Source organism: Cronobacter sp. EKM101R, assembly GCF_963888145.1.
Lineage (GTDB): Bacteria > Pseudomonadota > Gammaproteobacteria > Enterobacterales > Enterobacteriaceae > Cronobacter > Cronobacter turicensis.
The window spans coordinates 1-23,034 of the sequence record NZ_CAWPHW010000014.1 but is presented as its reverse complement, the minus strand read 5'-3'; the positions used below and the strand labels follow the sequence as shown (position 1 = coordinate 23,034).

Sequence of the window (23,034 nt, the reverse complement as noted above, 5' to 3'; positions counted from 1 at the left end):
ATATTTGATACAGGAAATGTCTACTTCACCCACGGAGACGACACAATGAAACGTAAGTTATTATTAGTTGGTTTAACTACTCTGCTTACCTTCTCATCCTTCAGCCAGGCTTCAGACAACAAAGAGCAGGCCCATAAGAAACCGGTAAGTACATGGACATGTGAGGATTTCTTGGCTCTCGACGCTAGCTTTCAGCCCACAGCGGTTAGTTTCGTCGAAGATATCTATAAAGACGATAAACCAGAATCGGCTGTACTTGATGTCGATGGGATTACTAAAGTTACCCCCATGGTGATTGAAGCTTGCAAACAAGCGCCTAAAGAATCTTTCCGGGATAAGGTCAAATCAGAATGGGAAAAAGTTAAAAAGGATGTTTAAGTAATGGCATTCATTTCAGGCCCCATGAAAGCCCCGGTCTGGGGCTTTTAATAAGGTGTCCCAGGCACTTTCGCCTGAAATATTTTCTCCTGTAGTAGTTGCTTAACTGAATTATCCAGCGTAATTGAGATGTTATTTGCGGTAAACCTCCAAATGATTTACCGCTTTTTTGTTCACTTCCCCTTATCAATATTATTTTTTCTTTTTCAGCTCGTGCTGGCACTCCCGGCAGCCATCAAACTGGCAAGCGCAGCTTTCAACTCAGCCAGTTCAGATTTACAGGCATCAAGCTCGGCCTTAACTTCTTTGAAAGCCTCAACATACAATGCTGACAACGCGTTATAGTCGAGCGCAAGCGGGCTCTCAATCGTTCGGCATTCCTTGTCGATCGTCGTCTTGTCAGCCAAGCATTCCGTCACGGCCTCCGGCAGTACCTTTTGTACATCCTGGGCTATAAGGCCAGCGTTTCGCACCGTATTCTGAATTGTAGTGTGCATGGAATAGGTAACGCCATTAAGCTGGCATATCTTATCAAGCGCGCCCGTCACAGGCTTAACCCAGAATTTAGCCCGCTCATCAGATGTGTTTGTGAACTTAACCGCACGCACCTCACCTGTATTCCCATTTAGCGACATATCCTTGCCTGCCGCACCAGTACCTTCAATATCAGCCCTGAAATAAATAAAGCTGCCACTTGCTGGGTTTGGTGAATAAATGATCCCGCGACGCCGTCCTGATGCCCCATAAAAATTAAAATGACTACCTGAAACGTCAGTTGGTGCCGTTGAGCTTATGTGACCTGAGACAGACTCAACTGTTTGCGCATACCAGTTTTTATTACATCCTGCACGGCTTGCCTGCATAACAATATTTGTTCCGTGCTTATAGTTATAAAGTCCGGTGTCATTGTTTGCGCCAGGCTTGCCCACCAGCATAATGTTAGAACCATCATTATCACGGATAAGCATGTAAGTTGCCTGGCTTGCTGCTGCAGGCCGAAGCGTTAAAACCTCGCCATTGTGCTTAAGGTCGGCACCATAACCTGACATTATTCGCCCGGATGGCTCAACCTCCCCATTCTGCTTAATCGTGAAGAATCGCGGCCCTGTCGGGTTACGGTTGACAATCGAAACGCCGCCTGTTGATGTATCGCACCAGAACTCAGCTTGCGACCTCACAGTTCCATCTGTTCCGACTATGTTCGTATAGATCGCATTGCTCCGGACAGAATCGTCGGTTACCTTTGATGCTCTGATGTCGCTGTAGGATCTTACCGCAGCGAATTCCACGCTACTGTTTCGACCAACGCCTAAGTTGTCCCGTGCTGTAGCAGGATTCGAAACATCAGCGAGGTTCTGATCTTTTTTCAGCACCTTTGTAACGTCAAATGAATCAGCAAGCTGTTGCGCACGATCTGCCTGACTGCGAGCATCGGTTGCAGACTGGGTCGCTGAATTCGCTGAAGTTGTGGCAGCGCTGGCGCTGGTAGCCGCATCAGAGGCGCTCTTTGTTGCGGCAGATTTGGCGTTTTCCGCGGCCTTCTGCGCTGCCGCTGCGCTGCTGGCCGCGCCCTCTGCACCAGTCCGGGCTGTTTCTGCTGCCTTACGATCAGCGCTTACGCTGACTTCCGCCTGCTTCACCTCCTGGAGTATTTTTTCCAGGTTGTCCGGGTCAATCTCTTCCAGAAGATTCACAATAAACGGCCAGCTCGGCCCTTTAAACTCGCTACCGTCAGGTAGCGTAACAGTGACGTTGTTGCTCCCGGAAAATACCTGCTGCCAGTTCGCTTTGTCATGGTTCAGGCCGCGCAAAGCCTCCGTGACCTGATTCACCACTTCCATCGTGATCTGGCACATGGTGCTGCGCGGCACCGCCGACCATGCCAGTCCGTCAGCGTCCGGGCCGGTGTAGGGTTTGGTTAGCGTCAGCGCCGTGTCGCTGTCCACTGACTTAATCGCCTGCGTATAGACAACCTGCCCCGCCGTGAAAACGATATAATCACCGGCGGCCAGCTCGGTGGTAAATGGGGTTCCGGTGCCTGTAATGGCGGTTGCGCCATTGGCGATGCTGATAGTGCCTTTTGCCATTCAGTTAACTCCTGAAAACAAAAAACCCGCCGAAGCGGGTTTTGCAGTGATTAAACGTTCAATACATACTGTCGAGCAGCAACACGTTCATGCCTGTTGACTTGTTCACGTCCAGCGAATAATTAGCCGTCCAGATCGAAGCAACATATCCACGCCCCACCCGCACCGAATTCCCCGACCGCACCAGCCCCTGATATTTCGCATAACACCAGCCACCAGCCACATCGGTCTGCGCCCCATACCGGCCCAGCATGATGTACCGGTTGCCGATATCCGTTGCGGTGCCGGAGGGCTTGTAGAATTTATTGCTGAAAATGAACGGGCGTTTAGTGGTTGAAAACGTGCATTGCCCTTTACTGTTAAAGAAATTAAGCCCCGGGCCCGCCACTGGCGCAACGCCGGTCGCAAAGATAACCACGTCCATTGTCACGGTGGCGTTGACGTTAGCCCCGTTGCGCTCTGCTAAGGCTCTTACTACCTTGCCGTCATACTCCACCACGACACCGGACGCACTCCACTTTGCGAAAACCATATAAGATTGCCGCGTATAGCTGGTCGATGGCGGAGACCAGGAGCCAGTAAACGTCACCCGACCACGATACACGCACTGCCCCACGGTGGCGGCATCGGTAATCGCGGTAAAGTCAGTACTGTCAGAGATGTACAGTCCACGGTTCCCCGACTGACTGGCCGGCAGGATTTGCCATACCGTGCCGGGATAAATTGCGCCATCCATTTTGTAGTTCGACCAGGCAGTAAAGGTCAGTGTGTTCCCGCTCTGCGAGACGCTGGTCAGAATATCCATATCAGGGATCAGGCTGGTACTCCCGTTGGGATAAATCCCCGCAGTGACATGCGGGGCAAATAACGCGGTTGCGCCGCTCACATAGCCGGGAATGGTGTATTTAAAACCATGCCCCGAGGTGTAGCCGCAATAAGACGGACACCGAAGCCCGGCAGTGATTGCCATCGCCGGGCCGCCATCTTTCAGGTCAATATATAATCCGCCAGGCATTGTTACCACGTTCCCAGAATAATACGGCCACCGTTAGCCAGATTGACGGTCACGCCATTACCGTTAATAACCACAGTGTTACCGGCGCCCGTCATGGAAAAACGTCCTTCCGTGGCGACGATGGTTCCGCGCACCGTCACGTTGTTAAATTCAGCGGCGCCCGACTTGTTAATCATCCAGCCGGTTTTACCCGCGGCATAATTGTTCGCCTGAATTACCGCGCCAATTTTGGCGTTTGTAATTGTGCCATCCTGAATAAAGGTGCTGTTCATGAATACCTGGCCGTTACTCACCGCAAACGGTGAATAACGGTTGTCGCCGCTGCCGCTCATCACCACAAACTGGTTGGCATTAACAGCGAAACGGGTATCAACCTGCGCACCGTTGATGGTGACAGCCACCGACATTCCGGCATCGTAATACTTCCCTTTGTACTGCACGCCGGTTTTCATGGTGTAGATGGCCGAGCCGCCACTGGCGTCAACATACGCATCCATTTTGCCTTCAACCGCAGCGGCCACCTCGCCGAACTTTGCCACCACAGTGTCGTTTATCTCACTGATGGCTGAGGTGTTGTCTGCCGTGGCTTGCTCCAGTCGGGAGGCGGTGGCCTCGAAACCCTCAAATTTCGCGTTTACGGTAGTTTCAAGCGCCGCTACGGACTTGTTTGCATCAGCAGCCAGCGTCTGCGCCTGCATGATGCCCGCGCGGTTTTTGCCGTACTGCTTCCACTGCTGTTTAACCGTGTCATGACTGCTCAGGGCGTTCTGCAGGATGGCTTCCGGGTCGAGGGTTATCTGGCTCACCAGCGCCTCGCCGTCCTCTTTCGTCAGGAAATCGTCGGCAATATCTTCCAGGTAATCACTCGCCTGGTCGTTAGCCATCCCGTCGATCCAGTCCGTCCAGCCCGATTCGTTGCCGGTTCTGTCCACCAGCTGCGCCCGGTACATAAACCGCGCCCCGGCTTTCAGGCCGAGCTGTGAATAATCGCGCTGCGGATAGGGCACATCAGCCAGCAACAGCGGGTTTTCGGTGTCACCGTTAACCGCGTACTGGATCTCGGTTTTGAGCGTGTCGCTGGTGTCAGCGGGAAAACCCCAGCTCAGACGCACGCCCCAGTTCAGCGACTCGGCAGAGAAATTAACCGGCTTCGGCGGGTTCCCCTGCTTGCCGGTCAGCGCCGTTAACTCTGAATGCCCCCAGACGCTGGAAACTTCCACGGCGTTAATCGCGCGCACGCGCACCATATAATTTCCGGCATAAATGCCGTCGATATCGAAGCCGCAGACCGAGGCGCGTGGAATGTTCACCCAGTTGTTGTTATCGCGCCGCCACTGCGCCTCATAAGCGACAGCCCCGTCCACCGCATCCCAGGTGGCGTGGAGGGTCTGGATCGCCATGCCCTGATTAATCACCGTGAAGCTTTCAATCCTGACGTTTTGCGGCGCGGCGACATGCCCCGGCGGCACAACACTTACCGGGCGTTTGTCGATAATTGCGCCGGTATCAATCCGCGCGTATTTGTCCGGGTCATGCCAGGCGGCACTGATGGTAAAGGTGCCGTCGCCGTTATCCGTCACGCTGGTAACGCGGTACTGCTGCGCGTAAAGGTCGTCGCTCTCCACCATCCAGCACGCCCCGGCGTCGGGCGTCGTATCCCAGGCGGCGGTGACCGTCACCACGTTACCGGACACAGCAGCAATGGTGCGGGCCTGCACGGTGCCGTCAGGCAGGTTTACCAGCAACCGATCGTCTTTTTTCGCCGCTGGCGCTCGGTCGAGGGTTATCGTCCGGCCATTCACGGCGCTGACTCTCCCGCCCATTACGCGCCCGGAAAGCATTTCATCGGCCACAGCGATGATATAACCCGGCAGCGGGATATTGCCGTCCAGCCCCACGGCGAACGTCACAATGCGGTCGCGGTTGTTCGTCAGGATACCCCAGCGCCCCTTCCGGTTGGCCTCGCTCTGCCGGGTGCAACCGATGGCGGTGATCTCCAGCTGGTTCACGCCGTAGCGGTTAACCAGATCCGGCTCGAATACCGGCTCCATCGCGTCGGCGTACTGGTTATCGGGATCAGACCAGCTCACCAGCGCGGTTGAATAGCGCGCTTTTGTCGTGCTGCTGGCGTAGGTAAAACGCCCGTCCACCACGTTCGCGCGCGTGTAGACGTAATCCACATCGCGCGGCATGTCTGCCAGGGTAACGAGCTGATCGCCGCCCCAGTAAGTCATGCCCCGGAAGATGGCCGCAAAGTCGCGCAGCACCGTATATGCATCCGCCCGGTTCTGCACATAAACGTTGCACACATAGCGCGGCTCTTTGCCGTCGCCGCCCCTGCCGTCCGGCACCAGCTGATCGCAGTATTGCGCCACCTGATAGAGCGTCCACTTGTCCACGTTGTCGGCATCCAACCGGTCGCCCAGCCCGAAACGGTCATTCAGCACAAGGTCGTAAAATATCCAGGCGGGGTTATCCGTCCACGCCCATTTAAACGTCCCCTCCCAGGTGCCGCTGTAGGTGCGTGTTTCGGGATCATAGTTGTCCGGCACGCGGATCACGCGCCCGCGCGGCTCGCAGGAAATCTGCGGGATAGAGCCGTTAAACTGGCTCGAATCAAATTCCATATAGAGCAAAGCGGTGTTCGGATAGCGCAGCTTCGCGTCAATGATGGTCGTGTAGCTTTCCAGCATCATGGTGTCGCCGATGCGTGCGCTGTTCGCGTTGGCGGTCAGCCTGCGCAGGCGCAGGTTCCACGTTTTACCGGCGGGTAAATCAATGCGGTGGCTCCGCTCGTAGCCGCTGGTGGTCTTGCCGGACACCGCTGTTTTCAGCACCTGCTGCCAGCTTCCACCATCCACCTGCATTTCAATCACGTATTCCAGCGTGTAGCCCACCATGTCACCGTTATCTTTCTGCTCAAAGAGCTGCGGCCATTTGATGCGCAGGCGAACGGCGGAAAGCGTGGCGTCGTCGAAGGTTCGCGTCCAGCTCTTGTCCGTGGTGATCTGCATATTCGTCAGCGGGAATTCGTTTTCAGCACCGGGAATGCCCTGAATGTATTCCTGCGCCTGTGTGCCGGGGCGAAACTCCCATTTCACGCCGGGAAAATTCTCGCTCCCGTCGGCGTTCACCAGCGGCGTGCCGTCCAGGAAGATGGATTTGCCATCAAGCTGGCCGTCGAACTCCCCCTCACCCAGCGCCACCAGCACTTTGGCTTTGGCGACGGAAAGCAGGTTATCTTCCTGCTCTTTCGGTGTGTGTTGCTTCCCGCCACCGCCTTTAGCGCCATGAATTGTTTTTTCTGTCATATCGCACCCACAAAAAAGCCGCCCGCAGGCGGCCAGTCATCAGGTCAAACTCACTGCTGATCCTCGGCATAAATACCAGCCGAGATAATCGCACCGCCGATCCGGCGCTTACCGTAGAGAAGCGGCACCGGGTAGCCCTGCGAGGCCGTATTGGTCACGCCGCCGAACGCATAGGAGGCCCGGTTGTCGGCGTCCTGCTTACTGGCGAGGCCGGTCATCTGCGGGGATAACATCTGCACGATGCCACCAATCGCCATTGAGGCACCCAGCGCACCGATATTCCAGGCCGCAGTGCCGGAAATCGCGCCCCACCCCGCAGGCCCGGCCAGCACCGCCACGGTGACAATCACTGCGCCTAAAATGGCCTGAAACAGCCCGGAGTCCTTACTGCCGATCACCACGGGAACGATACGGATCACATCGCCGTTCACGGGAAACCCCAGTTCATTAAGGCCGAGATTTTTCCTGCCCCGGAATACGTGATAAGCCAGCCCGCGCTGTTTGCTGGTGTTCAGGAACTTCTCAAAGCCCGGTATCGTGCAACAGAGCGCCCGCACCGCTTCTGCCGTGGTTTTGACAGCCCGGTGGTGGGTTTTGCCAAACTGGCGCGCCAGCGCACCGCCAAGCTCGATTCTCGTTAATGTCTGTGTCATGCCTCCCCCATCAGATCTTTGTGTCGCACAATTTTCACGGTTCTTTCCCGCCAGTACCCGCCGTAAGGCGTTCGCCCGGACTGGTGGCCGTACAGGTGGTGCAACAGCATGTTGCCCTCCAGCAGAATGCCGCCGTGATTCCACTTCGGTGACTGCACCTGCATAATGACCAGATCCCCCGGCTGCGGCGGCCCGGTAAACTCACGGAAACCACATTCATACCAGCAGTCGTGATACAGGTTTTCGGGGTGCTCTGGTGTCCACCATTCATAACTGAGCCGCTTGTCGGGGATCTCTATCCCGTGCTCCTGCCGGTAGTAGGACATAACCAGCCCGTAACAGTCATAAACGCCCAGCACAAACGGGCGGCCAATCAGCGGCAGCTCGCCGCGCGGGTAAATGGTGCGAAAATCCCCCTCCGGCCAGCTCACGATATGCCAGGGCAGTTCCGTAACGTCACACTGCGCCCTGTCCAGCTCGCTGGGCTGGCTGGTGGCGTCCGGGTGACTGTGAACGATGCCCACCACGTCACCCAGGTCTTCGGCGCTGGCGTAATCCTCCGGCGCGATACGGAAATGCTCCGCCGGGTTGCCTGCGGTGTTTCTGCAGGGGAAATAGCGCCGCTGGCCGTTCTGCAGGATGATGAGGCCGCAGCACTCCTGCGGGTAGCTCTGCGCCGCGTGCCGCTTAATCTCATGAATCAGTTTTTCGTCCACGGTTATTAACTCCTGATGAGACTGGTGCCGGGGAATCCGCCAAAGTCAAGCGGCTGCGCATCACCGAATCGCAGTTTGCAGGCCGTCAGCGTGCCGTTGCAGACGTCCAGCGCCGGATCGTCAACGGGGTTGTTCAGCCGGTCAAAGTAGCGCGTGTCTGCATAACTACAGCCGTCGCCGCTGCGGTATTTGCCGTTAATGCACCAGGTGCACAGGGAATGCAGCTGGCGGCGCGGCAGCTGTAACCCTTCCAGATCCATCGGACTTGCCAGCGTAAACTCCACGGTCTCGTTCGTTTCGCTGGATTTGCTGTTGATGTAGTAAACGCGCCGGATCTCCTGCGCCGGGTCTGCCGTGGAGTTCCCGTCCGGGAAGTTGCGCGCATCAAGATACTGCGCCAGCGTGTCGCGGATGGTCACCTTCGCTTTAAGCAGGTCGTCATAGGCGAGGCAGAGCGCGGTGATCGAGGCGTCCAGGTTCGCAACCGTCAGCTTCGGTTGTGCGCCGCTGCCGTCGGTGGAGGCCTCGATGCCGTCTATCTGGCACGGCCAGGCGGAATATTCTTCGCCCTGCCACCAGATGGATTTGGCCGCCAGCTTGCTCTCATCGCCACCCGCTGCGGCGATTTCGTCGGCGGTGTGCGGCAGGTTGTAGGCATGGAAGCGCAGCACGTCGGGCATACCGAACGACTCACCGCTCACTTCAAAAAGCCGGATCGTGTTGCCCGGCTCCAGTTGCTGATAATCACGGTAAAGTTTTACGGGGCGGTCAGTGGTACTCATGGTGCGTATGCCTGTGTGAATGTGGCGTTGATGGTCATCACGTTGCTGGAAAGCGGCGCGGAACGGATGGAATCAGGATCAACGCGCCAGAGGCTCGTTTCACCGTTCGGTGCCGTCCAGATAAAGGATTTCACGACGTGGCGGCGCACAAAGGCCAGCACAGCCAGCATCTCGCTTCGGGTGCCGGTCATCACAACAGGCCAGCGCTGAAACTCCGGGTTGATGCCGTCGGCGGCCACCTGCTCGTAACCGTCACCAAACTTTGCACGGCGCACCGTCGTGGTGTATTCGCCCTGCATTCCCGACTGGATCTGCGTCGGCCAGCTGAAGGTTTCTATTGCCATTCAGTTTCCTCCGGGCAATAAAAACCCGCCTCGGTGGGCGGGTAATTTTTATATTGCAAGTAAATTGAAGCGACCAGAAAAACCTCAATAACTATCTTTGTCGGCCTACAATCATTCCTCTCGCATTAATTCATTATAACAATCCAGAAAAGAGCTTCTAACTGCTGGCGGCATACCCTTTGCGAGTGTGTCAATACGTTGCTGGTATTTTTCAATTATCTCTTTGCGCTGCATATTGCTATTTGCGGACAATAAATAACAAACCAAATCAGCAACAGCTCCGCGATTAACAGATGTCTCCCCCCAGGCTGAGGAAAAATACAGATAAGGTATCCACAGGTCTCCTTTTTCGCCCTGTGTCGGCATTAAGTCACTACCACAGTGTTTGCACTTAACGGCCTCTGACTTTACCAGTTCCGCACAGAATGGACATTTAACCAATGGGCCTGAATCATCCTTTCTGCCGCCAAATATAGCCATCAGAAGGCCACAAAGAGTGATAAAGGCACCAATGATAATGTGATTCTGACGCGCTGCCATCAGACCAATGTTGTTTACCCTGGTGCCATAGCCAGTCTCAACGCTAACATCCATGTTCAGGGCCACAACCGCCCATAGCACACCAACCAGCAACACTGTCCAACCAAGATACTTCATGCATTTCCCTCAGAAAAAAAAGAAAAGCGTAGCGGTGGAGAAACCCAAAACTTTGATCAAAATCAATTTAACGTGATTTTGTCGCGTTCCAGATGATGCCACCAGGACGGGTTTCTTTCAGGATACCCTCCCGAATAGACTTGTCGATGGTCTGTTGATACGCCCTTTTCATAGCGTCAGAACTCCCTGTTTCGCCAGCTTGCGGGGTCTGATTACCGGTCGTGACAGACACGGAGGTGTTGATGCTGATATTACCACCAGCACCGCCATTACCTGTTAACCCGACCATTGGCGCTTTACCCACATATCCGCCATTGGCATAACCCTGAGCGCTACGCATCAGTGCGTAGAGATTGTTCACCCCAAGAGCTTTTGTGGCCTCTTTTGTAAACACAAACTCCCCGCCATGCACAATCCCTTTTGGCTCGTATTTGCCACCATCACCCGTATAACCCCCCTCAGCGTGGCCGACAAAGAAATCGCCAATACTCTTAATCCATCCCACCCCGGAGCCAGACATAGATTTGGCTGCGCCCTGAATAGCACTGAACACAACCAGCTGATTTATCATCTGCACAATCCCTTTCAGGAACGTGTTCAGAAAATCAGTAAAGCTGGCTTTGCCGGTAGTGAAGAAGTCGGTCATGGTGGAGGCCATTCCGGTGAAAGTCTGTTTGCTAATGTCCTGCATCTGTGAATAGACGTCCGTTGCAGTTTCACCGTATTCATTCCATCCCCGCCTGGCACCCGCAAGCCAGTTTTGCTGTAGTTGCGCTTCCTTGTTCCACGTTTCCTCTTGTTTAGCCAGCATCCGCTGGCCTTCCTCGCCCTTACCGTATTGCTCCGTAATTCGCTGTCGGGATGCGTCATGCAGAGCCTCTTCTGGCGTTTTTCCTTGAGCAAGGGCATCTATTTCTGCCTGTCTGGCGTTCTGTTGTTTAATAAAGGTGTTTGCCTGCTGGTGAAGCTGGTTAAGCTTCTTCTGCTGCTCCACCTTATCCCCCAGAGCGGCAAGTTGCTGGCGATAAGCAAGTATTGCCTTATCTACCGCCAGCGTGATCTGCTCCTGCTGGCTTAACCCTTCCTCCCGCGCTTTTTTGGTGAGAATGGCGATTTCGGATTCGGTTTTCCAGAGGTTGCGCCGCTGCTGACTGATAACGTCATTCGCCTGGCGATGCTTTTGCAGCACATCCAGCTCGGCTTGCAGTGCCAGCAGGTCGCGTTGGGCATTATCAGAAGAACGTTCAACCGAGCCGCTTCCTATCGGCTTTTTCTCCTTCTCGGCGTAGCGCTTATTGATAACCTCAACGGCAGTCTGGCGCGCTTCCTTGCTCCATGCGTCTGGCGCTGCCGCGACCTGCTTCCACAGCTCGATCAGATCCCGCGTGCGCTTCTGCGCATTGGTTAAGCCCTCATCCATCAGGCGGTTTCGTTCGCTGATTGACTTTAATCTGGCTTCGTCGGCATCACGCGCCTTTTTCTGCCCTTCTGTCATGTCATTATGGAGCTGTAACGCCTGCTCCAGAAGGCCAATGTGGAGCTTGTCCTGCTCTATCGCAGCCAGTTGGTTTTTGCGCTGCTGGTCATATTCCTGGCTGGCGGCGCTGCTGTCGTAGCTGTAACCATAACCCATGCGCTGGCGCTCAGGCTTAAGCGCCTTCTGCCGTTCTTCCAGGTCGGCTTTGAGTTTGTTTAGCTTGTCTTCCACTGACTCCGGGCGGCCAATGTTTAACAGCTGATCCCACATATCCTTTGCGGCGCTGGTAACCGCATTTGCGGCACGCTCGATGTAGCCGAGGCTTTCGGCGATCTGTTTGCCCTGCCGTTCCATTGCCTCAGAGTAAAGCCTTACGGCCTCTGCTGCCGCGCCTTCCTTATCGCCCCGGCGTTCCAGCGATGAAATATAGTCATACTGGGCAGAGGTCAGATAATGCAGGCGCTGATTCAGTTCTTCGGATTCCTGCGAAGGGGCATTTTTCAGCTTTTCAAAATTGCTGATCGTGGCCTCGACTGACTGGCCCACGGCGCGCTCCATCGCCAGCGCGGCCTTTGTCACCTGCTCCAGTTCTTCGCCGCTGAACTTGCCGCTTCCCACCACCTTCGCCAGTACACCCGCCGCGGCTCCCTGCGTGGAACCACTCTTCGAGATAGCGCGTGCCAGGTCATTGAGTTGACCGGCAGTTTTGCCAGCATAGTTCCCCGTCAGGATAAGCTGCTTGTTAAATTCTTCTGCTTCCTTACAGCCCTGATACCAGGCCGTAACAAGCAAACCAGCACCCCCAATCAAGCCGCCGAACGCCAGCCGCGCCGGGGAGAGCAAGCTCATAACCGCTTTTAACGCATTACCAACACCGCCGAATGAGTCCTTAATCTGGCCACCCTGCTGGATGGCAACCATCCAGACCGGCATTCCTGACGCAAGGGAAGTCACCACATCGGTGATCTGCATCGGCAACATGCGCATCGCCTGCTGATACTGGCCCGCGCTTATCACGCCTTTCTTCCAGGCTTCGTCCTGCTCGCGCAAACGGGCGATCAGTGGTGCGGTCTGCTGGGAAACGCCAAGCTGCGCCGCTTTCAGCTCCAGCAGTTCGGTACGGTTTTTACCGATGGCATTCACCTGTTCCTCTAACGAGGCAACGAAGGCCTGCGCCGTCGCGGCGGCTCGCTGCGCCGCCCTGGCCTGTTCCAGTCGCGCGCGGCCTTCTGCGGTTTCCGCCTCCTGCGTTTCCAGCAATTTAGTGCGCGTGGTTTCTAAAATCTCGTTGTAGCGCTTATACTGCTCGAGGCTCAACAGGGATTTGCCACGAAAACTGGCAAGGCTCTGCTGGATAGTGTCCAGCTCATCCAGCGCCCTGTTTACCGGACTGATTTTATTCAGCAGTGCCTGTAATTCCTGCTTTTGCTCGCGCAGGCTGGCCGCATTTTTTTTCAGGCTCCCGGCGCCAGCCCGGAAACTGAAATTAAGATCGTCGGCCCCTTTTGCGGCGCTGCCAGCCGCCTGCTGAAATTCATCAAGCGCCCTGTTCCCCCGCTCCAGCTCGCCGGTATTGACGCGCAGGTTAATGGTGGCGATATCGTTACTCATTCCGCCCTCTCTTTATGCATGATTTTCAGTGCGGTTCGTTCCATCACGCTGATATCCGAAAGCGCGGTTGCCTCGTCTTTAATATTGTGAAGGCGCATTACCCAGGGCAGGACGTTATAGTCGAGACCGGATGCGCCCCCCATGCCTGTGCGCCACTGCGTGCCGATCGCCCGGAAAACACAGAAGGCAGGCCAGACATCCGGCCATACCTCCACCGTTTCATCTTCGTAATCATCCGGGGTCAGGCCATACAGGGCGAGATCAGCCGCCGATGGCTCAGGCGTATATAAAGCCGAAGCAACCGCTATCAGTTTTTTTCGCGATTCCCCAGCAGTTCGCGATAGTAAGTTTCGGTGATGGCTTTCAGTGCGCCTGGGTAGTTGTTCATGAGAGTTTCCAGATTCTCGCGGCTGAATTCATCCGGCAGCGCCCAGGCGACAGCGATGTCAGCCACAAAATCGAGTACCGTCTTTTCGTCAAGATTTTCCATCTTCGCGAGCTGATCGAGCGAGTAATGTTTAAACGTGAACGTCAGAACACCATCTTCATCACCCGCACGCGGGATTTTCACATCGGCTTTGAAGGTGGGTTTTGGCTGGAGGGTAAATCTGGTGGTCATAGAGACTCCTGAAATGAATAGCCCCCTGACGGGGGCTTACTGTTATACCTCTGCGGTAACGGTGATGGCAGTGCCCTCAGGCTTTGCCTACTCAACCTTGTAGAACGTCATGGCCTGAGACTGGAGGTTGAGCACCACACTCACCGTTTCGACTTCGTTCACCGCCGTTGACGGGGTGTCATCGAAAGACGCCGTGGCGGCCCAGTAACGATTTTCTTTCGCCTTTGGCACGTACATGTACGCGGCCACCGTCTCTTCACCCTCATCAAGCTGGCGCAGGAGCGCGTATACCGGCAGCGTCGAGTCGTGAGCAATCGAATAGGTTTGCGAAACGGCAGATTTATAGGTGTTCAGGTTGCGCTGGCGGTCATCGCTCAGGAACTGAATTTGAGTGGTGTTCTGGTCACCCCCCGATTTTGATACCTCAACGATCTGCGGCAGCTCAGTCCATTCCTGCACCTTTCGGATGGAGCCGCTGCCGCCGCCCGCAGCGTATTTGTTGGTATTGGTGGTGTTGATATTACGCAGCGTGACGGCGTTGTCGTTGATCGCGTCGATTTTCGCAATGACGTTATCAATGCCTGACCAGTTGCAGTTAACGTGAACAATATCGCCAGCTTTCAGTTCGCTGGCATCTTCCACAGTGAGCACGACGTTCTCGGCGTTCGTCGCGTTATTGAATGAAACCGACGTACCATAGGCCGACGCCAGATAAACGTGGGCACCATTTGGCAATGCAAAACCCATGAATGTCTCCTTCAGAAATAAAAAAACCGGCGCGGTGGCCGGGGTTAGCTGGAAATGTCAGCGCGGTAAGGAATGCTTACCGGGATTGAGTAGCGGGTGTTTCGTGGATTAAGCACGCCCGCGTAGATGGCAGGCCGGGCGCTAATCCAGCAGGTAAAGCCGTCGCCCTGCACGCTCTGCCCCTCGGGGAACAGGGCCGCCACCTGGCGCGCCAGCGCGCGACCAGCGCTTGTTCCGCTGCCGACCGGCACCACAACGTTCACCTGAAAAATACCGGGGTAAACGTGGCAGGTCTGGCCGAGATCGAGCGTCTGCGGCGTGGCGGGCATGTCGAACGATTCAAGAAAGAGGCCAGCAGGCTTGTCTGCCTGGCAGTTCTCAATGATGAGCGGGATTTGCTGGCCGTCAGCCCATGCACCCAGCCGGGCATTCATGGCGGCGGCGATATCGGGGATCACTTCCGCACCTCCTTCACTGCGGCATCAAAGAAGCGCTGAAACTCTGCCGCAGTGACGCGCACCATGCCCGCCGGAGCCTTCTGCGAATGCCCCATTTCCAGCGCGTAGGCGTAGGGCAGGTTGTTGGTGAAGTAAACCGATTTCATGCCCACCTTAAACCGCTCAATTACCAGCGCGCCGCGCGCTATCGTTTCGGTACCCGTTTTGTCGTACACATCAAGCGTACCTTCCGGCAGGCTGTCTAATCCAATCTGCCAGTTGCCACGAAAGCGCCCGGTTAACACAGGTGACATCATCACCAGCCGGGTGTGGATGCTCAGAAATGCCTTCCTGATCACCTGTTCCTGGTTGGCCTTAGCCCTGTCCACAAAGGCATTGATGGAAGCCATAAAAGCGGCGTTTTCACTCATGTCATGCCCTCAGTTGTGCGCGGTAACACAACACCAGATCGGCAGGCTTAACCGGGTTCGGGTTAACGATGCGGTATTGCGTGTCGTCGATATCCACCAGATCGCCCACCAGCAGCGCCTGATCGGCGGTAAAGACGATCCGCACGTCGCCACCGATGATTAGGGTGCCGTCCACCTCTGCGGGCTTGTAATCACTGCGAACGCCGACGGCGTCGAAGCGGATTTCTGGCCGGGCGTGCTCCACTCCGGCGATCACCTCAACCCCGCCTGGCCGTGTGATCTTCCATGTGGTGCCGTTGCCGGTCAGCAGCTTTTTAGCCGTGGCCCTCATTCGCGGGTAACTGATCGGCATGGCTCAATCCCTCATCACGCGAAAGTTAACGGACGATGCCCCCGTCCCCAGCAGTTCACCCAGCAGCTGGCGCAGCCAGGGAAAATAAACCTCCGATCCCAGCGTCTGCTCGCTGTACTTGATGGAAACCGCGCCGCTCACAGTTTCCTCAAGCGCCTGCGCGCCGCCATGGCCTGGCATCAGGTCTATTTCCTGCGCTGAAACAGCGAGCCGGTATTGCGCCTGGATGAGCGCCTGCGGGATTTCATCGTCGGGGAAAGGCTCACCCCCTACCGTCACGCCAGAACGCGGCCACGGTAGCGGCTGGCTCCGTTTAGCTGGCTTTCCCGCCCACGGTTGCAGGTTCAGGTAGTCGAGCGCCTGAAACAGCAGCATTTCGGCGGATTCCTCCGGCACGTCATAACCACGCGACGAAGCAAAAGCCATCAGGCCCGCCACGTTGCCATAGCTGTTAAACGTCGGGGACGTCGGGTCGTTATTGATCATGGGGATCTCCACGAAAAAAGGGGCCGAAGCCCCTTAACTATTACTACGCTGACGTTGGCCACCTTTTTTACCAAACGTGACCAGCACGCCAGCCGTTTCTTTATCGCTCGTGCGTATTTTCTTCCAGTTTTGAGTGGTGGTCAGTTGCTCATCAGTCGGTGACTTAATGGTGCTGTCCGTCCACTGATAGCCTTTGAGGCCCACAGTGTAATCGTATTCGCCCTGCATCAGCGCTTTGAGGTTTTCTTTACCCAGTACCGGCTGCGCCAGCATGTTTAGCGGAGAAGTCTGCACCGCAGCAGCGCCAGCGGTCAGGCCGAGAACGTGCTGAAGGTCGCCGTCTGCCAGCGCCGGAATATCGGAGATAACGAAGCGACGGCCCAGCCCATCCTGCATGATGTTAACGTTGCCGATCTGGAAAAGGCGGTTGGCGTTGGTCAGCGACTCGTCGATGAAATCGTTGTAGGTCGCCCCATCCATCACCCACGCCACCAGACGCGAGAACGCATCCCCCATGGGGCGCGCGCCTTTGTTCAGGCCCGCCAGTGATGGCTTCACGCCCTCAGCGCTGGAAAGGTCGGTGATCATGCTGGCGTTGCCTTTGATGGCCGCCAGCAGCGCGCCGCAGGTGGAGTTAAGGTAATCCTGAAGCATCGCTGCGGTAGCCTGCGCGGCCACAATGGCAGACGCCTCATCCACGCTTTTGCCGAGACGCTTCATCATAGTCGGCGTGATCGAAATCGGGCCAATACGGCCATCAACTTTTACCATGCGATCCAGAATCTGGCCCAGCTCCTGCGCGGTCAGGTCGCCATCCTGGTATGCATTTCGGCGCTGCGCCAGGCCGCCGATAAGCTGCCAGCTGGTGCGCTCGATGTAATCACCGATGTGATCGCCAGATCCCATCACCAGCGCGCCGCCGGAAGCCTCATTGAATCGCTGCACCTGCTGGGCCACCAGTTCGGTGGCGGCGGTAGATACTTGAGCTTCGAAGATGTGGAGAGTCATTATTCAGTTCCCATATTTTTAATAATTTTCGCGGCTTCGCTCACAAGGTCGTTGCCGCCCAGCCCGTCAGCGCTGCCGACAGGGTTCGAAGGGTCACCAGCGCCGCCGGTGCCGCTTGCTTTTGATCCGATGATCACGCCCGCAAAGGCTTTGTTGCTGCTGAACTCCGCGCCCAGCTCGTCAACAGTCAGCGCCGACGGCTTTCCGCTGGCATCAAGCACGCGAGTAACCGGCTTGCCGTCCTGCATTTCCACCACCAGGCGGCTCCTGATGTGCGGCAGCATGACCGGCGCGGCTTCGCCTGCTAATTTGGTGGCGAGGCTCTGCGCCACGTTGTCCACCAGCAGCGTGTTCAGCGAGCCGTTCAGGCTCTCGATCTGGCTCTGATAGCGCGCTTCCGTGTCGGACAGCTTCTGTTTCCAGCTGTTTTCGAGGGCAGTAACGTCGCCTTCTTTGCGGGCTTTTTCCTCTTCCGCTTCGCGTGCTGCCTTCTCGGCAGCTTCGCGTTTGGCCTTCTCAGCCTTTTTCTCGCCCAGCAGTTCGTTCACTTTGGCTTCCAGGCCGGATACGTCCGGCAGCCCCTCAATAGCCATCTGATAACCGTCTCCGGCTTCCTGGTACATGGCCTTGTGTTCGTCCGGCAGCGCGTCAAAGGCGGCTTTATCAATCTTGAATTTGAACATCATCAACTCCGTCGGGATGGTCGCGGCCTCTGGCCGCAGGAAAGAAAAAGGGCCGCCGCTGGCAGCCCCTGGGGATTAGTCGAAAGCGCGCGGCTCAAGCCGTCGCAGCTGATCGAGGGTGAGAAATTCCCCCCGGTCGTTAAAGAAGTCCGGCACCTTAAGTTTCCCGGCCCTCAGCAGGTCGGCGCGCTCCTTACCCAGCACGGCTTTTTGTCGGTCGTAGGGCTGGCGCTGTAGCCATTCTGAATAGGTGGTATCGCCCGGTGTCTGCCCGTCCATGCTTGAGCGGGTGCCTGCGTCCATCTCGTCAATGTCGATCCCCAGCTCCCGCCAGGATTTGAGGATCAGCGTCTCGGTAGAACGGCAGCAGAAATGCGCCCTGCCCGGCCCGCGCAGGTATGGCACGTTATGGCCGATGGGTTTCCCGTCCAGCGTGTATTTCAGCCGGTCGCGGGCAATGCAGATCGTGGTGGTGCGCGTGTCGAGCGTTGAAAGCCACTGTTTGCCCTTCACCAGATCGCTGTTCGCGCTGGCGAATGACTGCCGGGCGGTGCTGGCAACGTGGGCTATGGCCGTTCGGGTCACTGCCGCCAGGTTGCGCCGGTTCTCCTGAATAGCCCCGTCCTCGCGGCTGGCCGCTCTGGTGCCGACCACGCGCAGGGTAATCGCCTCGGTGGTTTCGCCCAGCAGGTAACCCATGCGCACCGCGTTGGTGATTTTTGTCAGCCGGTCGGCTTCCAGTTTGTTGGCCCATTCGGACAGCAGCCGCCCCTGAAACGGTCGCGAAACGGCGGCGGCATACACCTGATCGGGTGTAATGGCCTGTAGTTCGACGTGGTTTAACACTGCCTCCGGCAGTAGCTGATTAAACAGGTCAAACTGATAGCCCGCCTCATGCTCCGCAAACGCCTCCAGCTCGCTTTTCAGCGCCTCGGTGACGGGCTGATATGCCTTCCGATTAAGACGGCGCACAGACGCCAGCAGGGAGGCCAGACGGCGCTCGCTCCACGTAGCCGCGTCCACGCCATCCAGCACATTCAGCAGTTCGGCAGAAAGCAGCGCGTCGGCCTCGTTGAGTAACCGGATCATCTTGCGGGCAGCGCCGTTGCCATAGCGCGCCACGTAGAGCGCATGGCTGATCGCCTCATCGCGTAACTGGTCGTTAATCGTCGCCGCCATCGTTCAGGCTCCCGGCCAGGTCGTTCTGCGCCCTCAGGGCGGTTTCCACTTCCTCCGGGCTTACCGTCGGATCGACCAGGCCAATTGACTGCATATAACGGATGAAATCCACCAGCAGCATTTTCCCGGACTGCACCGCAGCCAGCAGGGCCGTAATGGCTTGAGAGTCGAGCTGTGCGACTTCGTAGCGCTTATTGATGGTAATCGTGCCGCTACCGCCAGCAAACGCAGCAGCGAACGCGAGAGCGCGATTTATGGCGGCTTCCACGTTCCCCACGCAGAGAGACAGGATGGAGTTATCGGTCTGCGCCTCATCAGCGGCCTGCGTGGCAGTTCTGGCTGCGGTGCCGCGCTCTACCAGCTTCGCGCCGAGCATCGCCATCTGTTTCTCGCGACGTTCGGCAACGACAATAGGCAGATTGCGATCCTCAGCCTGGACAATTTCGAGCTTCCCACCAGCAGGCAGGAGCACGCCGGTAGTGGAGCCGATGCGAATCCCATCTTTAAGGTATTTATCCGCCCATTCCATCGAAAGCCCGGCAGCGGTGGGCGTCGGGTTTCCGCAAAGGTGAGCGATCTCTGCGATATCCGCTTCTGCCTGATAGTGCTTGATGTTCATCGAGGCGATATCCGCCAGCGGCGGCGCATCCGGCGTGTGGTCGTTGTTGTTGGCCCCAATCCATGACCACGGCAGATCGGTTAGCGCTTTGCCCGCCTTGTCGCGAATCGGTGCCAGGTTGGTAGCCTTCACGCCTTCCTCAGCGGATTGCTTCCAGATGCGCACATGGGCTTTTCCATCAATCAGGCGAAGCTCTGTCCATTTCAGGCGCAGCTCAAGCCGGAACTCGTCAGGGAGATCCACCGCCTCCCACTCTTTCAGCACAACCAGGGAGGTCTTGCCGTTGGTCACACGCCAGTTGATGATCTGCGCGGCCTTGTAGAGTTTCAGCAGCGGGCGTCCGGTACGCGCCAGCGGTTGCTCGCCGCTGCCGGTGTAGTCAGTCAGGATACCGGCCCGACCTTTTTGCAGGCTCTGCGATACCGCATCACGCGCCAACTGATCGAGTGATAAGCCCTGGCCGTCAACGTCGCCCGCCAGCACCTCCAGCGCGCCGGTCAGCTCAATCTTTAAGGGTTTGGCAAACGCGATGCCCAGCAGCCCCTGTAAGGTGCGCCCGGTGGCATTCAGAAACGGCGCGCGTTTAAGGTAAGCATCATAACGGATGCACTCTGGATCGCTGGTCTGCCAGTCGCTGGACGGGTGCGGCAGGTACACCATCCGGCGCTTGCCTTTGCGCTTAACGGCGCGCTCACCGTCCACGCAGTCGGTCACCATCTGCCACTCGTCGGCGAACTCTGACCAGGCGGGGTGGTGAAAATCGATATTCAGGTCTGCCATCAGTAGCTAATTCCCATCTTGATGTTTGTCGCCGGTTTAGTGCGGCTCATTGCTACAGCGAAGTAGCGGAAGCTGTCCGAGGCGTGTGAAGTGAAGTCGTGCAAAGGGTTGTCTTTCCAGCAGCCGCGTTTGGCGTCCCACTCTTTGCGGTAGGCTTCCAGGTGGCTTATCCCTTCCTCGCATTTCACGCTGTCAAAGGCGCAGCGGGGCAGGATTTCGCGCACCAGCTCAATCCCTTCATGCACGCCGAGCTTCGGCACCACACTGAACGAGATGGAATAGATTTCGCCGTCAACCTCGTAGCCCTCGCGCGCCAGCTGGCGGCGGGATTTGCCATCGTTCGCAAACTCGCGGTTGTCGATATCGTGTGGCGCCCAGTGTTCGGCGTAGGTGTAGCCCTTTTCCTTGAGGATCTTCATGTAGTGGCGAAGCCCTTCGCCGCTGTTCTCGTAGAAGTCCACGACGTGGAACTCATCCCCCACCACGCGCACAAACCAGATCGCCGTGGAGTCACCCACGCCGATATCCCAGAACGTGTAAACAGGAAGGTGATCGTTATCCGGCAGTTCACCGATGCGGCGCTGTGCGTAGAGAACAGCGAACTGTTTCGCGTAATAAGCACCTTCAACGGACTGCTGGAACGCCTCTGCGGGGATCGACGGGTATTCCCGCTTCATGTAGTCGCCGAGGGTGGTTTCTTTTGCCTGATACCACGCTTTCTGGCGGTCGTTGAGCGTAAGGCGGTGCTTCGCCTCCAGTTCATAGAAATAATCGCGCAGGCGCTGCGATAGCGGCTCTACGGGGTCGATTGCATACTGGGGGTTCATCCACCAGCTGAAAAAGAAGAATTTCCAGCTTAGTTGAGAGAGGGGAGCACCAGATAGCGCCGCTTTTTCCGCAAGCTGGCAATAATCGAAGAAATAGCCCGCACGGCCTTCTGCTGTGCTTTCAATCGTCGTGAAACAGTCAGCTGAAACAGCCTCAAAAGCACCCGTGACAATTTCGCGCGCCTTGTCCGGGTACTTCGCGCAGATCTTCCCGAACTCGGAAACGTGAAGATAGCGCAGCGTGCCGCCACGAAAAGACGTCGAAACGTAGAGCGAGCCGCCCTTCTTAAAAACCAGCTCACCAGCGGCATCATTAGACGCAGGATTAGCCGCCCGTATTTCGGCAGGCAGTCGCTCCCAGGCATATTTGATTTTCTCTCGGAAAAGTCGTTTTGCGTCGTTGAGGGTGTGAGCGATAAGCGCGCACTTTGCACCCTCGAACAGCGCGGCATCGAGCTGAATGATGCACACCAGCGTTGTAAAACCGAGCTGGCGCGCTTTCAGGATGATGTTTCGTGTGTGCATCCCCTCGAAGTAGGCCAACTGCTCCGGGGTCATTTTGAAGCGTACCGGCTTACCGCGCTTGTCGGTGATCCAGTAAAGATGGTTAAGCCGCCAGAACTTATCCCTAAGCCTGGCGAGATGTTCAGGTCTAAGCGCCATCAGGCCCCCCCTGAAAGCTCATCCATCAGATCAGACAGCTTTTGAGTAGTATCGTCGGCGGTGGTGCTACCAATGTCATAAGCCTGGCGCTCAAGACCGATGAGGTTCTTTAACGCCTCAGAAAGCGCCTTAGCCGACTTCACGCGCTCAGGCATCGAAATGATCGAGTGATACAGCTCGTTCAGTTTGTCGCGCCCCTTGTCGTCAGGACAGCACATCATCTCGCCGAGCTTTTCCAGTGCGTCAACGTCGGTACATTCAGCCGCCAGCTCATCAAAGAGCATGTTGGTGATCTCACGCGCCCGGCGGATATCACCTCTGTGTTCCATCCGAACGTTAGCTATTACCTCGGCTGTCGCCTCAATCAGTACGCGTTCGGTCAGTGCGTTCTCGCTGCGTACCTTCTTGCGTACCTCTGCTTTGCGTACCAGGTCGTCGGCGCGTTCCTTAACTTTGGCGTTAAGGTCACGTGACCAGTCATCACGCTTTGCGCGCTTTCTAATGGCCCCTTCACTGATACCGTGTTGTGATGCGATTTCGCGGAGAGACAGCAAGCCAGCCCGGTAGGCTGACTCGATGGCCTCCCAGTCTGGTTTTGCCATAATTTTCTCTTTTTCAGGCATAAAAAAACCGCCCGGAGGCGGTGTTGAACAATCAGGTATTAGTACCCCTCTTTGTGGAACAACTCATTAAGTTGTCCTATTCCCCGGGTTCAACAATTACCAGGACAGTTCCAGGAATACATGCTCTTGCCCAGATAACCGACGGAGGACAGATATTGGCCTCCATTATGTTGATTGACGGGTAATCATCTGCTGGCCGAGTCTGGCTCTCACAAATCGCCACTTTTCCGTATCGGGACTGAATAAAAACAGACTCCGAGCCCGTGGTGATCTGCTGCCACTCATCCGTTAAGGTGATTTTTTTGGTCGCCATCGCACTTACTCACTTACTGTTCGGGAGAAATTTCCACTGGCCGCCACCCACGTCTGGCCTTCAACACCTGACTGAACCAGCTGACCACTGCCGGTAAGCATGAACGCAGATGGCAGAGCATCGCTGTTACCAGGCACCTTCAACAACACGTTGTTATTTGCAGGTTTCACCATTACCGGCGCACCGCTGTTCACAATGTCTATGGTGTTTCCTGCGCTTATCGCTGCATCAGGCAA

General features: G+C 56.4%; 24 protein-coding genes. 1 reads left to right on the top strand and 23 read right to left on the bottom strand.

What is annotated here, in order from left to right; translation table 11 throughout:
• Positions 1 to 45 precede the first annotated feature (45 nt).
• Positions 46 to 378 (top strand): acid-activated periplasmic chaperone HdeA, encoded by a 333-nt coding sequence (gene hdeA, locus AACV31_RS12095; RefSeq protein ID WP_165156999.1) that lies wholly within the window; start codon positions 46 to 48, stop codon positions 376 to 378.
• 206 nt (positions 379 to 584) lie between these two features.
• Here the strand turns inward: hdeA and AACV31_RS12090 are convergent, their stop codons facing one another.
• The 23 genes from AACV31_RS12090 to AACV31_RS11980 all read right to left on the bottom strand — a co-directional run.
• The gene (locus AACV31_RS12090; RefSeq protein WP_165156997.1) at positions 585 to 2,465 is read right to left on the bottom strand and encodes a tail fiber domain-containing protein; all 1,881 of its coding nucleotides are present in this window, start codon (positions 2,463 to 2,465) and stop codon (positions 585 to 587) included.
• A gap of 58 nt (positions 2,466 to 2,523) precedes the next feature.
• The gene (locus tag AACV31_RS12085) at positions 2,524 to 3,480 is read right to left on the bottom strand and encodes a DUF6453 family protein (RefSeq protein WP_165156995.1); all 957 of its coding nucleotides are present in this window, start codon (positions 3,478 to 3,480) and stop codon (positions 2,524 to 2,526) included.
• 2 nt (positions 3,481 to 3,482) lie between these two features.
• Positions 3,483 to 6,791, bottom strand: a complete 3,309-nt coding sequence (locus AACV31_RS12080; protein ID WP_165156993.1) for a host specificity protein J — start codon at positions 6,789 to 6,791, stop codon at positions 3,483 to 3,485.
• A gap of 50 nt (positions 6,792 to 6,841) precedes the next feature.
• On the bottom strand, positions 6,842 to 7,444 hold the full coding sequence (locus AACV31_RS12075) for a tail assembly protein (RefSeq protein ID WP_165156991.1): 603 nt from the start codon (positions 7,442 to 7,444) through the stop codon (positions 6,842 to 6,844).
• Positions 7,441 to 8,160 (bottom strand): C40 family peptidase, encoded by a 720-nt coding sequence (locus AACV31_RS12070; protein WP_165156989.1) that lies wholly within the window; start codon positions 8,158 to 8,160, stop codon positions 7,441 to 7,443. The genes AACV31_RS12075 and AACV31_RS12070 overlap by 4 nt, the downstream gene beginning before the upstream one ends.
• A 5-nt stretch (positions 8,161 to 8,165) precedes the next feature.
• Entirely contained in the window at positions 8,166 to 8,942 is a 777-nt protein-coding gene (locus AACV31_RS12065; RefSeq protein WP_165156987.1) for a phage minor tail protein L, read from the bottom strand.
• A complete protein-coding gene (locus AACV31_RS12060; protein ID WP_165156985.1) occupies positions 8,939 to 9,286 on the bottom strand; it encodes a phage tail protein in 348 nt (115 codons plus the stop codon). Before AACV31_RS12060 ends, AACV31_RS12065 begins: the two co-directional genes overlap by 4 nt.
• 111 nt (positions 9,287 to 9,397) lie before the next feature.
• Positions 9,398 to 9,766, bottom strand: coding sequence for a zinc ribbon domain-containing protein (locus tag AACV31_RS12055; protein ID WP_339379741.1), 369 nt, complete (start codon positions 9,764 to 9,766; stop codon positions 9,398 to 9,400).
• 244 nt (positions 9,767 to 10,010) lie between these two features.
• Entirely contained in the window at positions 10,011 to 13,031 is a 3,021-nt protein-coding gene (locus tag AACV31_RS12050) for a phage tail tape measure protein (protein WP_165156981.1), read from the bottom strand.
• A complete protein-coding gene (locus tag AACV31_RS12045) occupies positions 13,028 to 13,276 on the bottom strand; it encodes a DUF1799 domain-containing protein (RefSeq protein ID WP_339379740.1) in 249 nt (82 codons plus the stop codon). The genes AACV31_RS12050 and AACV31_RS12045 overlap by 4 nt, the downstream gene beginning before the upstream one ends.
• A 62-nt stretch (positions 13,277 to 13,338) precedes the next feature.
• Positions 13,339 to 13,650, bottom strand: a complete 312-nt coding sequence (locus AACV31_RS12040; RefSeq protein WP_165156979.1) for a phage tail assembly chaperone — start codon at positions 13,648 to 13,650, stop codon at positions 13,339 to 13,341.
• A gap of 87 nt (positions 13,651 to 13,737) precedes the next feature.
• Positions 13,738 to 14,397, bottom strand: coding sequence for a phage tail protein (locus AACV31_RS12035; protein WP_165156977.1), 660 nt, complete (start codon positions 14,395 to 14,397; stop codon positions 13,738 to 13,740).
• Between the two features lie 44 nt (positions 14,398 to 14,441).
• Complete coding sequence (locus AACV31_RS12030; protein ID WP_165156975.1) at positions 14,442 to 14,855, bottom strand: phage tail terminator-like protein; 414 nt, start codon at positions 14,853 to 14,855, stop codon at positions 14,442 to 14,444.
• Positions 14,852 to 15,265 (bottom strand): HK97 gp10 family phage protein, encoded by a 414-nt coding sequence (locus AACV31_RS12025; RefSeq protein WP_165156973.1) that lies wholly within the window; start codon positions 15,263 to 15,265, stop codon positions 14,852 to 14,854. The genes AACV31_RS12030 and AACV31_RS12025 overlap by 4 nt, the downstream gene beginning before the upstream one ends.
• 1 nt (position 15,266) lies before the next feature.
• Positions 15,267 to 15,617: a hypothetical protein gene (locus tag AACV31_RS12020; RefSeq protein WP_165156971.1), complete on the bottom strand. Its 351-nt coding sequence runs from the start codon at positions 15,615 to 15,617 to the stop codon at positions 15,267 to 15,269.
• A 3-nt stretch (positions 15,618 to 15,620) separates the two neighbouring features.
• Entirely contained in the window at positions 15,621 to 16,103 is a 483-nt protein-coding gene (locus AACV31_RS12015) for a DnaT-like ssDNA-binding protein (protein ID WP_165156969.1), read from the bottom strand.
• A 33-nt stretch (positions 16,104 to 16,136) separates the two neighbouring features.
• Positions 16,137 to 17,111 carry a major capsid protein gene (locus AACV31_RS12010; RefSeq protein WP_165156967.1) on the bottom strand — a complete coding sequence of 325 codons (975 nt, stop codon included), beginning with the start codon at positions 17,109 to 17,111 and terminating at the stop codon, positions 16,137 to 16,139.
• Positions 17,111 to 17,794, bottom strand: coding sequence for a hypothetical protein (locus tag AACV31_RS12005; protein ID WP_165156965.1), 684 nt, complete (start codon positions 17,792 to 17,794; stop codon positions 17,111 to 17,113). Before AACV31_RS12005 ends, AACV31_RS12010 begins: the two co-directional genes overlap by 1 nt.
• 75 nt (positions 17,795 to 17,869) lie before the next feature.
• Complete coding sequence (locus tag AACV31_RS12000; protein ID WP_165156963.1) at positions 17,870 to 18,973, bottom strand: hypothetical protein; 1,104 nt, start codon at positions 18,971 to 18,973, stop codon at positions 17,870 to 17,872.
• Entirely contained in the window at positions 18,957 to 20,372 is a 1,416-nt protein-coding gene (locus tag AACV31_RS11995; protein ID WP_165156961.1) for a DUF4055 domain-containing protein, read from the bottom strand. Before AACV31_RS11995 ends, AACV31_RS12000 begins: the two co-directional genes overlap by 17 nt.
• Positions 20,372 to 21,862: a terminase gene (locus tag AACV31_RS11990; protein ID WP_165156959.1), complete on the bottom strand. Its 1,491-nt coding sequence runs from the start codon at positions 21,860 to 21,862 to the stop codon at positions 20,372 to 20,374. Before AACV31_RS11990 ends, AACV31_RS11995 begins: the two co-directional genes overlap by 1 nt.
• On the bottom strand, positions 21,862 to 22,464 hold the full coding sequence (locus AACV31_RS11985; RefSeq protein ID WP_165157023.1) for a hypothetical protein: 603 nt from the start codon (positions 22,462 to 22,464) through the stop codon (positions 21,862 to 21,864). Before AACV31_RS11985 ends, AACV31_RS11990 begins: the two co-directional genes overlap by 1 nt.
• A 339-nt stretch (positions 22,465 to 22,803) precedes the next feature.
• Positions 22,804 to 23,034: hypothetical protein (locus AACV31_RS11980; protein WP_165156957.1), on the bottom strand; the 231-nt coding region annotated here is incomplete at its 5' end.

Coding starts and splice junctions, on each gene's coding strand:
- hdeA (WP_165156999.1), top strand. CDS start 46: ATGAAACGTAAGTTATTATTAGTTGGTTTAACTACTCTGCTTACCTTC.
- AACV31_RS12090 (WP_165156997.1), bottom strand. CDS start 2,465: ATGGCAAAAGGCACTATCAGCATCGCCAATGGCGCAACCGCCATTACA.
- AACV31_RS12085 (WP_165156995.1), bottom strand. CDS start 3,480: ATGCCTGGCGGATTATATATTGACCTGAAAGATGGCGGCCCGGCGATG.
- AACV31_RS12080 (WP_165156993.1), bottom strand. CDS start 6,791: ATGACAGAAAAAACAATTCATGGCGCTAAAGGCGGTGGCGGGAAGCAA.
- AACV31_RS12075 (WP_165156991.1), bottom strand. CDS start 7,444: ATGACACAGACATTAACGAGAATCGAGCTTGGCGGTGCGCTGGCGCGC.
- AACV31_RS12065 (WP_165156987.1), bottom strand. CDS start 8,942: ATGAGTACCACTGACCGCCCCGTAAAACTTTACCGTGATTATCAGCAA.
- AACV31_RS12060 (WP_165156985.1), bottom strand. CDS start 9,286: ATGGCAATAGAAACCTTCAGCTGGCCGACGCAGATCCAGTCGGGAATG.
- AACV31_RS12055 (WP_339379741.1), bottom strand. CDS start 9,766: ATGGCTATATTTGGCGGCAGAAAGGATGATTCAGGCCCATTGGTTAAA.
- AACV31_RS12050 (WP_165156981.1), bottom strand. CDS start 13,031: ATGAGTAACGATATCGCCACCATTAACCTGCGCGTCAATACCGGCGAG.
- AACV31_RS12040 (WP_165156979.1), bottom strand. CDS start 13,650: ATGACCACCAGATTTACCCTCCAGCCAAAACCCACCTTCAAAGCCGAT.
- AACV31_RS12035 (WP_165156977.1), bottom strand. CDS start 14,397: ATGGGTTTTGCATTGCCAAATGGTGCCCACGTTTATCTGGCGTCGGCC.
- AACV31_RS12025 (WP_165156973.1), bottom strand. CDS start 15,265: ATGAGTGAAAACGCCGCTTTTATGGCTTCCATCAATGCCTTTGTGGAC.
- AACV31_RS12020 (WP_165156971.1), bottom strand. CDS start 15,617: ATGCCGATCAGTTACCCGCGAATGAGGGCCACGGCTAAAAAGCTGCTG.
- AACV31_RS12015 (WP_165156969.1), bottom strand. CDS start 16,103: ATGATCAATAACGACCCGACGTCCCCGACGTTTAACAGCTATGGCAAC.
- AACV31_RS12010 (WP_165156967.1), bottom strand. CDS start 17,111: ATGACTCTCCACATCTTCGAAGCTCAAGTATCTACCGCCGCCACCGAA.
- AACV31_RS12005 (WP_165156965.1), bottom strand. CDS start 17,794: ATGTTCAAATTCAAGATTGATAAAGCCGCCTTTGACGCGCTGCCGGAC.
- AACV31_RS12000 (WP_165156963.1), bottom strand. CDS start 18,973: ATGGCGGCGACGATTAACGACCAGTTACGCGATGAGGCGATCAGCCAT.
- AACV31_RS11995 (WP_165156961.1), bottom strand. CDS start 20,372: ATGGCAGACCTGAATATCGATTTTCACCACCCCGCCTGGTCAGAGTTC.
- AACV31_RS11990 (WP_165156959.1), bottom strand. CDS start 21,862: ATGGCGCTTAGACCTGAACATCTCGCCAGGCTTAGGGATAAGTTCTGG.
- AACV31_RS11985 (WP_165157023.1), bottom strand. CDS start 22,464: ATGGCAAAACCAGACTGGGAGGCCATCGAGTCAGCCTACCGGGCTGGC.